Annotated in this window: 12 protein-coding genes; 4 read left to right on the forward strand and 8 right to left on the reverse strand. The window is 69.0% G+C overall.

Annotated features, from left to right (window positions below; translation table 11 throughout):
- Window positions 1-40: 40 nt before the first annotated feature.
- Window positions 41-991, reverse strand: coding sequence for an NAD(+) diphosphatase (gene nudC, locus G8O29_RS07065; RefSeq protein ID WP_166402537.1), 951 nt, complete (start codon window positions 989-991; stop codon window positions 41-43).
- 255 nt (window positions 992-1246) lie between these two features.
- On the opposite strand from nudC, the gene G8O29_RS07070 reads away from it, so the two are divergent.
- Entirely contained in the window at window positions 1247-3169 is a 1923-nt protein-coding gene (locus G8O29_RS07070) for a bifunctional 2',3'-cyclic-nucleotide 2'-phosphodiesterase/3'-nucleotidase (protein ID WP_166402538.1), read from the forward strand.
- Window positions 3170-3206: 37 nt separating this feature from the next.
- Window positions 3207-3842, forward strand: a complete 636-nt coding sequence (locus G8O29_RS07075; protein ID WP_166402539.1) for an HAD family hydrolase — start codon at window positions 3207-3209, stop codon at window positions 3840-3842.
- Between the two features lie 84 nt (window positions 3843-3926).
- Here the strand turns inward: G8O29_RS07075 and G8O29_RS07080 are convergent, their stop codons facing one another.
- The 7 genes from G8O29_RS07080 to leuC form a co-directional block, all read right to left on the reverse strand.
- Window positions 3927-4292 carry a 4a-hydroxytetrahydrobiopterin dehydratase gene (locus tag G8O29_RS07080; RefSeq protein WP_166402540.1) on the reverse strand — a complete coding sequence of 122 codons (366 nt, stop codon included), beginning with the start codon at window positions 4290-4292 and terminating at the stop codon, window positions 3927-3929.
- 162 nt (window positions 4293-4454) lie between these two features.
- A complete protein-coding gene (locus tag G8O29_RS07085) occupies window positions 4455-5612 on the reverse strand; it encodes a GNAT family N-acetyltransferase (RefSeq protein ID WP_166402541.1) in 1158 nt (385 codons plus the stop codon).
- Window positions 5613-5658: 46 nt separating this feature from the next.
- Entirely contained in the window at window positions 5659-6432 is a 774-nt protein-coding gene (locus G8O29_RS07090; protein ID WP_166402542.1) for a glycerophosphodiester phosphodiesterase family protein, read from the reverse strand.
- Window positions 6429-6890: a RidA family protein gene (locus tag G8O29_RS07095; protein WP_166402543.1), complete on the reverse strand. Its 462-nt coding sequence runs from the start codon at window positions 6888-6890 to the stop codon at window positions 6429-6431. The genes G8O29_RS07090 and G8O29_RS07095 overlap by 4 nt, the downstream gene beginning before the upstream one ends.
- Window positions 6891-7200: 310 nt before the next feature.
- Window positions 7201-7806: a 3-isopropylmalate dehydratase small subunit gene (gene leuD, locus G8O29_RS07100; RefSeq protein ID WP_166402544.1), complete on the reverse strand. Its 606-nt coding sequence runs from the start codon at window positions 7804-7806 to the stop codon at window positions 7201-7203.
- Window positions 7807-7820: 14 nt separating this feature from the next.
- Window positions 7821-9158 carry a glycosyltransferase family 4 protein gene (locus G8O29_RS07105; RefSeq protein ID WP_166402545.1) on the reverse strand — a complete coding sequence of 446 codons (1338 nt, stop codon included), beginning with the start codon at window positions 9156-9158 and terminating at the stop codon, window positions 7821-7823.
- A gap of 3 nt (window positions 9159-9161) precedes the next feature.
- Window positions 9162-10580, reverse strand: coding sequence for a 3-isopropylmalate dehydratase large subunit (gene leuC / locus G8O29_RS07110; protein WP_166402546.1), 1419 nt, complete (start codon window positions 10578-10580; stop codon window positions 9162-9164).
- 228 nt (window positions 10581-10808) lie between these two features.
- Here leuC and G8O29_RS07115 point away from each other — a divergent pair, with 228 nt between their 5' ends.
- Together G8O29_RS07115 and G8O29_RS07120 are read left to right on the forward strand one after the other, a co-directional pair.
- Complete coding sequence (locus G8O29_RS07115) at window positions 10809-11393, forward strand: SOUL family heme-binding protein (protein ID WP_166402547.1); 585 nt, start codon at window positions 10809-10811, stop codon at window positions 11391-11393.
- Between the two features lie 86 nt (window positions 11394-11479).
- Window positions 11480-12448 (forward strand): DMT family transporter, encoded by a 969-nt coding sequence (locus G8O29_RS07120; RefSeq protein WP_166402548.1) that lies wholly within the window; start codon window positions 11480-11482, stop codon window positions 12446-12448.

Here is a 12448-nt window from a genome sequence, read left to right on the forward strand (position 1 = left end):
TGGGCGCCGGGCGCGGGATATGCCGCCGGGGATGATCGGGTCAATCCAGCCGATCCGCAAGCCAGTTGCGCAGGATGAAATGCGCGATGGCGCCCTTGCGGCTGGGCCGGATCACCGGATGCCGGCCGGCGAAGGCCTGGACCAGCTCCTCGCGGCTGACCCAGAGCGCGGCCTCCAGCTCCTCGGGGTCAAGGCGGATCTCGTCGGTCAGGGCCTCGGTCCGCGCGCCGATCATCAGCGAGGCGGGAAAGGGCCAGGGCTGGCTGGCCAGATAGCCGACCGGCCCGCAGGTGATGCCGGTCTCCTCCATCACCTCGCGGCGCACGGCGGCCTCGATGGTCTCTCCGGGTTCGACAAAGCCCGCCAGCAGCGAGAACATCCCCTCGGGCCAGCCGGGACTGCGGCCCAGAAGCACCGAATTGCCCCGCGTCACCAGCATGATGACCACCGGATCGGTGCGCGGAAAGTGCTGCGCTCCGCAGGCCGGACAGGTCCGCTGCCAGCCACCCTGCGCCATTTCGGACGGAGCGCCGCAGGTCGAACAGAAGCGGTGGCTGCGGTGCCACTGGACCAGGGCCTTGGCGGTGGCAACCAGCTCTGCCTCGCGCGGGTCCAGCGCGGTCATCACCCCGCGCAGTTCGGCAAAGCCCGCCTCCTCGCCGATTGCCGGGTGCCGCTGGACCGAGGGATCGAAGAACCCGGCCTGCACCGCTTCGGCCCCGGCTTCGGGCGACCAGTCGGACAGATCGGCGGCAAAGCGGGGGGTTCCCGCGTCCAGTCCCAGAAAGACCGGCGGACCGGCCAGGGCCAGCACCGGATGCCCGGCCGCCACCCAGTGCGGGCGACCATCGCGGATCAGGGGCTTGCCGCGCCAGACCGGCAGCACCAGGCCCGTTGCCAGGGCCCGGCCCAGTCCCTCGACATCGCGCCGCAAGGGCGCCTGCCTGTCCAGCCCGGATCCCCCGAAGGTGACTGTTTCTGCGATGCGCATTCCGACCCCGATTTTCCCGCTTTACCTGCGGCCCCGGAAAGCTCTGCCGCTTTTCGCGCAAGTTTCAATCGGGAAGGCGCCGCAATCGCACAACCTCCGCGCGAATAACGACAATTTGCCATAACATTGACACAACCCATGCGAAGGTTGGGTCGCGTCAAGGGTGTGCAGTGCATCTGTGTCGCGTTCGAGTCACGGGGTTTCAGTCAGCTATCTGGACGGTCGATGTTCCACCTTCCCGCAACACGGGCCACGATGCCCCTCGCATCGATTGCAACGCGGGACGCCTCGGCCGAGGCCGCAGAGGCGAAAGGTGCGACAGGGCGACGACCCCTGGCCTGCCTGCGGCTGATCGCGACCAGCGACCTGCACGCCAGCCTGATGCCCTACGACTACCACGCGAACCGTCCGGATGCGGCGATCGGCCTCGGCGCAGTCTCGCGGCAGATCGCCGAAGCGCGCGGCGAGGTGCAGAACTCGCTTCTGTTCGACAACGGGGATTTCCTGCAAGGCAGCCCGATTGCCGACTATGCCGCCGCGACGCGCAGGCGGCGGGCGCATCCGGTGATCACGGCGTTCAACACGCTGGGCTACGACGCGGTGACGCTTGGCAACCACGAGTTCGACTATGGGCTGCGCTTCCTGAGCCAGGCCCTGGCCGAAGCCCGCTTTCCGGTCGTCTCCGCCAATATCGCGCGCCAGCTTGGCAAAAGCCCGGCGCGGGACCAGACCTTCGTGCCGCCCTTCGCGATCCTGCGGCGCCAGATCATCGACCACGAGGGCCAGTCGCATCTGATCCGGGTCGGCGTGATCGGCTTTGCCCCGCCGCAGATCGAGGAATGGGACTGCGCGACACCCGACGGCGGCGTGCGCACGCGGGACATCCTTTCTGCCGCCCGCGCCTGGCTGCCCCGGCTGCGCGCGCGGGGGGCCGACATCATCGTGGCGCTGGCCCATACCGGGATCGGCGCGCTTGACCCCGAACACCGGACCGAACACGCGGCGACCGCGCTTGCCGCGCTGCCGGAAATCGATGCCGTGATCGCCGGTCACAGCCACCAGGTCTTTCCCGGCCCCGATTTCGCCGCCGGACCGGCGGTCGATCCCGTCGCCGGGCGTCTGGCCGGGAAGCCGGCGGTGATGCCCGGCCATTCGGCCAGCCATGTCGGCATCATCGACCTTGATCTCGAACGCTGCCGGATGGGTCCGCGGCGCTGGCGGGTCGTCGGTTCCGCGGCGCGGATCGGATCGCGAAGCGCCGGTCCCGCGACGGCCACCCCCGCCCTGTACCGGGCTCTGGCCCCCGATCACCGCGCCACGCTGGCCTGGTCACGGCGCCAGCTGGGCGAGACCCTCGTGCCGCTGCACACCCATTTCGCCACCGTCGCCCCCTCTGCGGCGCTGGCGCTGATCGCCGAGGCAAAGGCCGCCCATGTCCGCCGCATGGTTGCCGGGACCAGCTGGGAGGGACTGCCGCTTCTGTCCTCGGTGGCGCCTTACCGCGCCGGCGGGCGCAGCGGTCCGGGAAACTTCACCGACATCCCCGCAGGACCGCTGCGCCAGCGCAACCTGTCCGACCTCTACCCCTACCCGAACACGCTGGTCACCCTGCTGGTCACCGGCGCCGAGGTCGCCCGCTGGCTGGAACGTGCGGCCTCCGTCTTCCGCCGGATCGAACCCGGCGACACCGACGCGCCCCTGCTTGATCCCGACCTGCCCGGCTTCGCCTTCGAGGCGATCCCGCAGCTGGACTATGCCATCGACCTCAGCCAGCCCGCGCGGTTCGACGCGCAGGGCCGGCTGGCCAACCCCGAGGCGCAGCGGATCGTCGGGCTCTGCCACCAGGGCCGGCCGGTCCGGCCCGAGGACGAGTTCCTTATGGTCACGAACAGCCACCGCCTCGGCCGCGCGCGTCTGCACGACCCTGCCTGCGAACCGCAGCTTGCCTTCACCAACGCCGAGCGCGTCCAGTCGGTGCTTGCCACCCATCTGCTGCGCAGCGGTCCGGTCGGCTGCGCGCCGCGGCGGCACTGGCACTTCCTGCCCATGCCCGGCACCAGCGTCACCATCGCCGCCGGCGCGCGGTCCGACCGCCACCTGGCAGACATCGCCGCGCTGCGCCCGGTCGCCCTGGGCCCGGGGCCGGACGGTTTTACCCACTACCGGCTGCATCTCTGATCGGCTATGGCAGCGCCAAGCCCCGGAGATCCCGCCCGTGACCCTGATCTACGACGTCATCCTGTTCGACCTTGACGGCACGCTGGTCGACACCGAAAGCATCGCCCTCGTCACCGGGATGGAGGCCTTCGCCGCGCATGGTCATGCGGTGGACGAGGCTTTCATGCACGGTCTGGTCGGCAAGGACGAACCCACCGCCGCGCGGATCATCCGGACCGCCATGCCAGACGTGGACCTCGATGCGGTGAACCGGCACTGGCGGCAGGGTTTCAAGGCGGGCCTGGACCGGGGTCTGACGCTGAAGCCGGGGGCCAGCGAGCTGCTGCCCGCGCTGACGGCACCTCTGGCCATCGTCACCTCGACCGGCCGTGCGGGCGCGCATCACAAGCTGGGCATCGCCGGGATCGCCGAGGCCTTCACCCATGTCGTCACCCTGGACGATGTGCGCGCGCCGAAGCCCGACCCCGAGCCCTACCTCCTGGCCGCCGCGCTGTTCGGCGTGGCCCCGCAACGCTGCGTGGTGTTCGAGGACAGCGAAACCGGCGCCGAGGCCGCGCATCGTGCGGGCTGCACCGTGATCCAGGTGCCCGACATCGTGCCCAGCCAAGGCCGCTGGGCGCATCACCTTGCGCCCGACCTGCTGACCGGCGCGCGCATGGCGGGGCTGCTCTGACGCGCCCGCGTGAAGCCTCCTCGTGCGACTGCGTCTTCTCGTCGGCCTCTCCCCCGCGCGGCGGAAGGCGGCCATCGACAAGTGTCACGCCATGCGCGACCGCTGTTCGCAGAGGCCGCTTACCGGTTCGCCATGGTTGCGCTCGATGTCGGCTTCGGGAGCAAGCCGGTCCAGCGCCTGCGCCAGGTCGATGTCCAGCCGGCTCAGCCCTTGGCAGTCATGCGTGGTCAGTGTCACGTCCACCACGTTGTAGACGTTCTTCCACTCCGGGTGGTGGTTCAGCTTCTCGGCCGCCAGCGCCGCACGGGACATGAAGCCCCAGGCCTGGCTGAAGTTGCGGAACTTCCACACCTTGCGGATCGCATCCCGCCCCGGCACGGCGGCCCAGCCGGTCTCGGCCAGGGGGGGCAACATGGTCTTGCGGTCGGCATCTGGCAAGAGCAGGGTCATTGGCGGGTCTCCGGGATCAGGGGTTTGTTCTTGTCCTTCGCGGCTGCCGGGGCGGGGCGGTCTTTCCACCGCGCCCGGCGGGCGGCAAACCTTTCATGCGCCGGGGATGGTGCCGGAGTGCGACCCGGGGATCGTCCGACGCCCCTCCCTGACCCTCGCAGCCTACTCCCGCCCCGCGCATTTGCGGAAGGGGCCATAGGCGGTCAGCACCTCGATCTCTTCCCCCACCGCGCGGCGTTCCGCCTGAAGATAGCGGTCCACCGCCGCGCGGAAGCTGCGGTCGGCGATCCAGTGGATCGAATGGGTCTCGACCGGCAGATACCCCCGCGCCAGCTTGTGCTCGCCCTGCGCGCCCGCCTCGACCCGGCTTAGCCCGTGGCGGATGGCCCAGTCGATGGCCTGATAATAGCACAGTTCGAAATGCAGGCAGGGATGGTCCTCGACGCAGCCCCAGTAGCGGCCATACAGCGTGTCGCGCCCGATGAAGTTCAGCGCCCCCGCCACCGGCCTTTCGCCGTTGAAGGCCAGAACCAGCAGGATGTCGTTCCGCATCGTCTCGTGGAAGGCGGCAAAGGCCTTGCGGGTCAGGTAGGGCGTGCCCCATTTCCGGCTGCCGGTGTCCTGATAGAAGGCCCAGAAGGCATCCCAGTGCTGCGGCTCGATCCCGTCCCCGGTCAGCGCGCGGATCGTCAGCCCCCGCCCCTGCGCCGTCTCGCGCTCCTTGCGGATCATCTTGCGCTTGCGGCTGGAGAGATCGGCCAGAAAGTCGTCAAAGCCGCCGTAACCCCGGTTCTCCCAATGAAACTGCTGGGTCACCCGGTGCAGCGTCCCCTCGACCCCGGCCAGCGCCTCGGCCTCCTCGGCCGTGCAGAAGGTGGCGTGCAAGCTGGACAGCCGGTTCTGCGCGGTGATGCCGATGGCCGCCTGCCACAGCGTCTCGCGGTGTTCCTCCGCCCCCAGGAACCGCCGCCCGGTCGCCGGGGTGAAGGGCACGGCAATCTGGAGCTTCGGATAATAGCGTCCCCCTGCCCGCTCCAGCGCGTCGGCCCAGCCGTGGTCGAAGATGTATTCGCCCTGACTGTGCGATTTCACATAAAGCGGCACCGCCGCGACCAGCCTGCCGCCCTCGCGCAAGACCAGAGGCCGCGCCTGCCAGCCGGTGCCCGGACCTGTGGATCCGGAGCGTTCCAGCGCCGACAGGAAGCGGTGCGTCGTGAATGGATCGACCGGGCGCCCCAGGGCCTGCTCCGGCGCGGCGACGGTATCCCAGTCGTCGGCGAGGATGTCGGACAGGCTTTCGTGCAGGGTCAGGTCGGCCATTCGCGCCCTCCGGATCGGGGAAAAGGTGGCGGGCGATGCCGGAAGGTCAAGCGGGAAGGGGCGACAGATAGCCCTCGAAGGTCACATTGTCGGCAATCCGCCGCGCCTGCGCCTCGTCGGCGGCAGAGCGGATCGTCCAGCACAGAATTTTCGCGCCCTGCGCCTTCAGTTCCGCGACCCTCGGCCGGGCCAGATCGCGCGCCTCGTGGCTGATGAAACTGGACCTGGTGGCGTCGTAATCCGGGATCTCGCCCAGCCGGTCACAGACCTCCCTTGGCAAGGGCGCCCAGTCGTCGGGGTTGTAGGCCGAGGTGGTTATCCCGCGCGGCAGATGCGGGGCAAGGTCGGCCATCCGGGCCACCGAATGGGGATTGAAGGACATCAGCGCGACGTCACCCCGGTATCCGGCCAGCGCCTCTGCTGTCGCGGCCTCCAGCCGGCCATCGGTCGGACCCATCGCCAGCGTCTGGTCCTTGATCTCGATCAGCAGGGGCACGCGGCCGCCGATCAGGGTCAGGACCTCGGGCAGGGTCGGGATCGTGTCGGAGGAGTCCCGCAGTCGCATGAGGCCCAACTCGGCCGCCGTGCGGGCGTTGATCGGGCCGGTCTCCTCGGTCAGGCGGTCGAGGGTTTCGTCATGGAAGACCATCGCCACGCCATCGCGGGACAGCTGGAGGTCGATCTCGATGGCATAGCCCGCCTGCACCGCCGCGCGGATCGCCGCGGCAGAGTTCTCGATGACGCCCTTCGCCCGGTCATGCAGGGCTCGGTGGGCGATGGGCAGGCGCAGGAGGCTGTCGGGCAGCGGGACGCGGGTCATTTGAGCGCGAAGATCGCCTCGATCTCCACAGCCACGCCCAGGGGCAGCGAGGCTGCCGAGACGGCAGAACGGGCGTGGCGGCCGGCGTCGCCCAGCACGGCGACAAGGAAGTCGGAGGCGCCGTTGATGACCTTGGGCTGATCGGTGAAATCGGGGGTGGAGTTCACGAAGCCCACCAGCTTCACCGCCCGGTCCAGCCGGTCCCAGTCGCCCTGAACCGCCTTCTTCAGCTGGGCGAGCAGCGAGATCGCGCAGCGCTTCGCGGCCTCGGCGCCCTGTTCGAAGGACAGGTCCTCGCCGAGCTTGCCCTTGATGAGACCGGCCTCGTTCTGGCTGATCTGGCCCGAGATATGGACGAGATTGCCGACCTGGACGAAGGGGACATAGTTCGCCGCCGGGGCGGGGGCGTCGGGGAGGGTGATGCCAAGCTCTGCCAGGCGCTGGTCGATCGGATGCATGGGGTCCTCCGGGATGGGTCGGCGGCAGGGTATCGCGGGGGGCGGAGGCCGGCAAGGGCGGGGCTGACCGCGCGCGGCCAGTGTCACGGAACTTTCAAATTCAAGGGGTTGGCTGCGGGCGTTTACGAACGGGTAACCCTTCGCAGCTGCGGGCGGCTTTCAGAATGAGCGCGTTCCGCGCAAGCCCTTGTCTCGCCTCTGGCCGTTCCGGCCAACCGGCTCGGGCGTCGGGGGCGCTTCGCCCCCGAACCCCCGGAGAGTATTTGGGACATGGGCAAGGGCAGGGGTAGACGCCCCCCGCCCGGCTGAGTCACGCCCAGGGGCGCAGCGTGGCGGCCTTTGCCTCGAAAGCGTCGATGGCCGCGGCCTTTTCCAGCGTCAGGCCGATGTCGTCGAGGCCGTTCAGCAGGCAGTGCTTCTTGAACGGATCGACTTCGAAGGCGAAGGTCCTGCCGTCCGAGGCGGTGACGGTCTGGCTTTCGAGGTCCACCGTGATCCGCGCGTTGGCCCCCTTGCGGGCGTCGTCCATCAGGTAATCCACCGCATCCTGCGGCAGGACCACCGGCAGGATGCCGTTCTTGAAGCAGTTGTTGTAGAAGATGTCGGCGAAGCTGGTGGAAATCACGCAGCGGATGCCGAAGTCGAGAAGCGCCCAGGGCGCATGTTCGCGCGAGGAGCCGCAGCCGAAGTTGTCTCCCGCAACCAGGATCTGCGCGCTGCGATAGGCGGGCTGGTTCAGCACGAAATCGGGGATCTCCTGGCCGTCCGGGGTATAGCGCATCTCGTCGAACAGGTTCCTGCCAAGGCCCGATCGCTGGATCGTCTTCAGGAACTGCTTGGGGATGATCATGTCGGTGTCGATGTTGACCAGCGGCATGGGCGCTGCGACGCCTGTGAGGGTGGTGAATTTTTCCATGGTCGTCTGTCCTGTCATTCGCCCGCGAGGGGCACGGGTTGCGGGATCGGTCCCTTGGGGTCCAGAACCCATTCGTAGATGTCGCCGATCTGGCGGGCCTTGCGGTCCCAGGTGAAATGCGTCTCGACCCGGGCCAGGGCGGCGGCGGCGAGGGAGGGGATGGTCTCGGGCGCGGCGACAAGGCGGGCAAGCGCCGTGCGGAAGCCTGCGATGACCGCGGCGCGGCTGCCCATCGGGACCTTGATGCCGGTGCCTTCGGTGACAAGCTCGCCCGGTCCGGCATAGTCGGCGATCACCGGGACCACGCCCAGCGCCATCGCCTCGAGCACCACGCCGCCGCCGAATTCGCGGACGGACGGGAAGGTCAGAAGCTGGGATTGCGAGAGGAGGGCCTGCACATCCTTGTGCTCGATCCAGCCGTGCAGGGTGACGGCCCGGGTCAGGCCCTTCGCGGCGATCATGTCTTTCAGGACCGGCATCAGCGGGCCGTCGCCGAGGATATCGAGCAGCATGGTGCCGTCGCGCAGGAAGGGCTCGGCGGCCTCGATCAGCATGTCGGGGCCCTTGTAGGGCACCAGGCGGCCGACGAAGGCGCAGCGCAGCGGCAGCGTGCCGGGCTGGGCGGCGCGCAGGGAAAAGCGGGCGGGGTCGATGCCGTTTTCCGGGATGAGGGTGAGGCGGTCGCGGGCCTGCGCAAACTCCGACGCGGTGTGGCGCGAGCCCGCGATGATGGCCGAGGCGGCGCGGATCGTGCGGCTGCGGGCTGGCGACAGGCGGTAGGCGCCCCGGACATAGGACAGCCATTCCCGTTCGCGGCGGCGTTCGGCGTCGAAGCCTTTGGGCCAGGGGACACCGCCGTTGAGGGGGCCCATCACGAAGGGCACGCCCGCCCTGGCGCAGCGGGCGGCGATCAGGCTGTTGGCCGTGGGGGTCAGCGGCGTGACGCGGTGGACGATGTCATAAGCGCCCGCCTTGATCCGGGGGCCGAACTGTTGCCAGAGCTTCCGCTCGAAATAGGGGTAGGCGAGTTTTGACGACAGGGCCGTGACCATGGTCCAGCCCTTGCCCTTGCCCATGCGCAGAACCTCGGCCAGTTTCCAGATCGGGCGGGCGACGGCCTCGCTGTCGATGGCGGTGAAATCCTGGCCCTCGATCAGGCCGGCGCGGAGGAAAGCCTCGCGGTTGCGGATCTGGGTGACGATATGGACGTCGTGATGCTCCCGCAGCGCCGTGGCGATGGACCAGCCGACCAGCGGGACCGAGACCCATTCGGGGTTCGCGGCCTCGGCAATGACCAGCACCCGCCGCCGGGGGGCGACGGGTTGGTCATCCCTGGTGGGCTGGTCGGGCATGGGTCAGACCGTCTCGCCCATCAGCTCGCGCACGTCGGTGAGATGCCCGGTGATCGCCGCCGCTGCCGCCATGGCGGGGGACATCAGGTGCGTGCGGCCGCCGCGGCCCTGGCGGCCCTCGAAGTTGCGGTTCGAGGTCGCCGCGCAGCGTTCGCCGGGCTGAAGCTGGTCGGGGTTCATCGCCAGGCACATGGAGCAGCCCGCAAGCCGCCATTCGAAGCCCGCGTCGATGAAGATCTGGGCCAGACCCTCTTCCTCGGCCTGGGCGCGGACCAACCCCGAGCCGGGGACGACCATCGCGCGTTTCACCTTGATCTTGCGGCCCTTCAGGATTTCGGCCGCCGCCCGCAGGTCCTCGATGCGGCCGTTGGTGCAGGAGCCGATGAAGACCGTGTCGATGGCGATGTCGGTCAGCTTCATGCCCGGTTTCAGGCCCATGTAGTCCAGGCTGCGGCGCGCGGCCTCGACCTTGCCGCCGGTGAAGCTTTCCGGGTCGGGGACCGTGCCGGTGATCGGCAGCACGTCCTCGGGCGAGGTGCCCCAGGTCACGACGGGGGCGATGTCCTCGCCCCTGATCGTCACCACCTTGTCGAAATGTGCACCCTCGTCGGTGTAAAGCGTCTTCCAGTAGGCGAGCGCCGCTTCCCATTTCGCACCCTTGGGCGCGTGGGGGCGGCCCTTGACGTATTCGAAGGTCTTTTCGTCCGGCGCGATCAGGCCTGCGCGGGCGCCGCCCTCGATCGCCATGTTGCAGACGGTCATGCGGCCTTCCATCGACAGCTCGCGGATCGCCTGGCCGCAGTATTCGATGACATAGCCGGTGCCGCCCGCCGCGCCGGTGGCGCCGATGACCGAAAGCGTGATGTCCTTGGCCGTGACGCCGGGGCGGAGGCTCCCGGTGATCTCGACCTTCATGTTCTTCGACTTCTTCTGGATCAGCGTCTGGGTGGCCAGCACATGCTCTACCTCCGACGTGCCGATCCCGTGGGCCAGCGCGCCGAAGGCGCCGTGGGTGGCGGTATGGCTGTCACCGCAGACCACGGTCATCCCCGGCAGGGTCCAGCCTTGTTCGGGGCCGACGATGTGCACGATGCCCTGGCGGATGTCGGTCACCGGGTAGTAGTGGATGCCGAAGTCGCGGGCGTTCCTGTCCAGCGCCGCCACCTGGATGCGGCTTTCCTCGGGCATCTGGTCGGGGTTCTCGCGGCCCTGGGTCGTCGGGACGTTGTGGTCGGGCACGGCGATGGTCTTGTCCGGCGCGCGCACCTTGCGGCCGGCCATGCGCAGGCCCTCGAAGGCCTGGGGGCTGGTCACTTCGTGGACGAGGTGGCGGTCGATGTAGAGGAGGCAGGTGCCGTCCTCGGCCTCATGGACGACGTGGTCGTCCCAGATCTTGTCATAGAGCGTACGCGGAGCGGTCATGGCTCTCACCTGTTCTTGGGATGGCTGCGGGATCGGCAAGGGGGCGCGCGGGCGCGGACGGCAAGGCGTCAGGCGCGGGCGAGGATGGTGCGGGTCATGCCGAAGAAGCGGGCCGGAAGCCGCGCGTGATCGGTGATGTTGAAATAGATGAACCCGGACATGGGGGCGATATACGCTCGAAATGCCGGTCAGGCAAGCTAGGTCCCCTTGGAAAGCAGGGGTGTCAAGATGCTGAAACGGATCATTCTGGCGCTGGGGGTGGCAATGGCGACGGGCGCAGGGGCCGAGACGATGCACAAGGGCTACGAGATGCCGCCCTACACGGTGGACTGGCAGGACGGCACGCGAGAGATTCGCAGCTATGGCCCCCACCTTCTGGCCGAGGTGAAGGTCTCGGGCAGCCGGTCGGGGGCGATCCAGAAGGGGTTCCGTGTGCTGGCGGGCTATATCTTCGGGGGCAATGCCTCGGGCGAGAAGATCGCGATGACCGTGCCCGTGGCCCAGACGCCGGAGCCCGGGGGCGAGACCTGGATCGTCAGCTTCATGATGCCCGCCCGTTACACGACCGACACCCTGCCCGCCCCGCGCAGCGAGGCGATCCGCTTCGTCAAGGCCGGGCCGTCGCGGCAGCTGGTGGAGCGGTTCTCGGGTATCCCCGGCACCGACACCCTCGCCGACCGGGCCGAGGCGCTGCGGGCCTGGGCCAAACAGCAGGGCTACGAAATCCTCGCCGGGCCGCATTACTATTTCTACGACGCGCCGATGACCCTGCCGTGGAAGCGGCGGAACGAGGTGGCCTTCACGATCCGCTGACCCGGCGACGCCCGGGCCTGCCTGCCGGGCCGGGGCGCGAAACCGCCCCTTTCGCCTGAGCGGGCAGAGTGATAGCCAGCAGCGACATGAGCGCCCCCCTTTCCGCACCGCAGCCCATCGACGCCGCCCTCGCAAACGAGGCTGCGACGCGGGGCGCAGTGACCCACAAGGCGGTGCAGAACACCCGCCTTGGCATCTGGCTGATGATCGCCACCACGCTGGTCTTTGCCGCGCAGGACGGCATCTCGCGGCATCTGGGGTCGGCCTATCCGGTGACCATGGTGGTCATGGTCCGCTTCTGGTTCTTCGCGCTGTTCGTCATGGCGCTGGCCGCGCGATCCGAGGGCGGGCTGCGCGCCGCCGCCCGGTCGCATTTCCCATGGGTGCAGTTGGCCCGAGGTCTGATCCTGGTCGCCGAGATTGCAGTGATGGTCCTGGCCTTCGTCAAGCTGGGCCTGATCGAGGCCCATGCCGTCTTTGCCTGTTATCCGCTGCTGGTCGCGGCGCTGTCGGGGCCGATCCTGGGCGAAAAGGTCGGCTGGCGGCGCTGGACGGCGATCCTGGTGGGGGCGCTGGGGGTGCTCATCATCCTGCAACCGGGCTTCGGCGTCTTTTCTCCCTGGTCGCTGGTGGCGCTGCTGGCGGCGGCCATGTTCGCCGTCTATGGCCTTCTCACCCGCTATGTCGCGCGGAAGGACAGCGCAAGCGTCAGCTTCTTCTGGACGGGCGTCGTGGCCGCCGTCGCCGTGACACCCTTCGGCCTGATGCACTGGACCTGGATGACGCCCGCCGACTGGGGCTGGATGGCGGTGCTGTGCTGCACGGCGGTGCTTGGGCACTGGCTGCTGATCAAGGCCTTCGCGGTGGCCGAGGCCTCGGCGATCCAGCCCTTCGCCTATCTACAACTGGTCTGGGCCAGCGCGATCGGGCTGGTCCTGTTCGGCGAGTCGCTGCGCATCAACGTGGCCATCGGTGCCGGGATCGTGGTGGCGGCGGGGGTCTTCACCCTGTGGCGTCAGCGGCTGCGCGAGAAGGCGGCCCTGCGCGCGGCGTGA

Source organism: Rhodobacter calidifons (genome assembly GCF_011174775.1).
Lineage (GTDB): Bacteria > Pseudomonadota > Alphaproteobacteria > Rhodobacterales > Rhodobacteraceae > Tabrizicola > Tabrizicola calidifons.

Excerpts from the sequence above, each read along its gene's own strand:
- nudC (WP_166402537.1), bottom strand. The coding sequence starts at position 991 with ATGCGCATCGCAGAAACAGTCACCTTCGGGGGATCCGGGCTGGACAGG.
- G8O29_RS07070 (WP_166402538.1), top strand. The coding sequence starts at position 1,247 with ATGCCCCTCGCATCGATTGCAACGCGGGACGCCTCGGCCGAGGCCGCA.
- G8O29_RS07080 (WP_166402540.1), bottom strand. The coding sequence starts at position 4,292 with ATGACCCTGCTCTTGCCAGATGCCGACCGCAAGACCATGTTGCCCCCC.
- G8O29_RS07085 (WP_166402541.1), bottom strand. The coding sequence starts at position 5,612 with ATGGCCGACCTGACCCTGCACGAAAGCCTGTCCGACATCCTCGCCGAC.
- G8O29_RS07090 (WP_166402542.1), bottom strand. The coding sequence starts at position 6,432 with ATGACCCGCGTCCCGCTGCCCGACAGCCTCCTGCGCCTGCCCATCGCC.
- G8O29_RS07095 (WP_166402543.1), bottom strand. The coding sequence starts at position 6,890 with ATGCATCCGATCGACCAGCGCCTGGCAGAGCTTGGCATCACCCTCCCC.
- leuD (WP_166402544.1), bottom strand. The coding sequence starts at position 7,806 with ATGGAAAAATTCACCACCCTCACAGGCGTCGCAGCGCCCATGCCGCTG.
- G8O29_RS07105 (WP_166402545.1), bottom strand. The coding sequence starts at position 9,158 with ATGCCCGACCAGCCCACCAGGGATGACCAACCCGTCGCCCCCCGGCGG.
- leuC (WP_166402546.1), bottom strand. The coding sequence starts at position 10,580 with ATGACCGCTCCGCGTACGCTCTATGACAAGATCTGGGACGACCACGTC.
- G8O29_RS07115 (WP_166402547.1), top strand. The coding sequence starts at position 10,809 with ATGCTGAAACGGATCATTCTGGCGCTGGGGGTGGCAATGGCGACGGGC.
- G8O29_RS07120 (WP_166402548.1), top strand. The coding sequence starts at position 11,480 with ATGAGCGCCCCCCTTTCCGCACCGCAGCCCATCGACGCCGCCCTCGCA.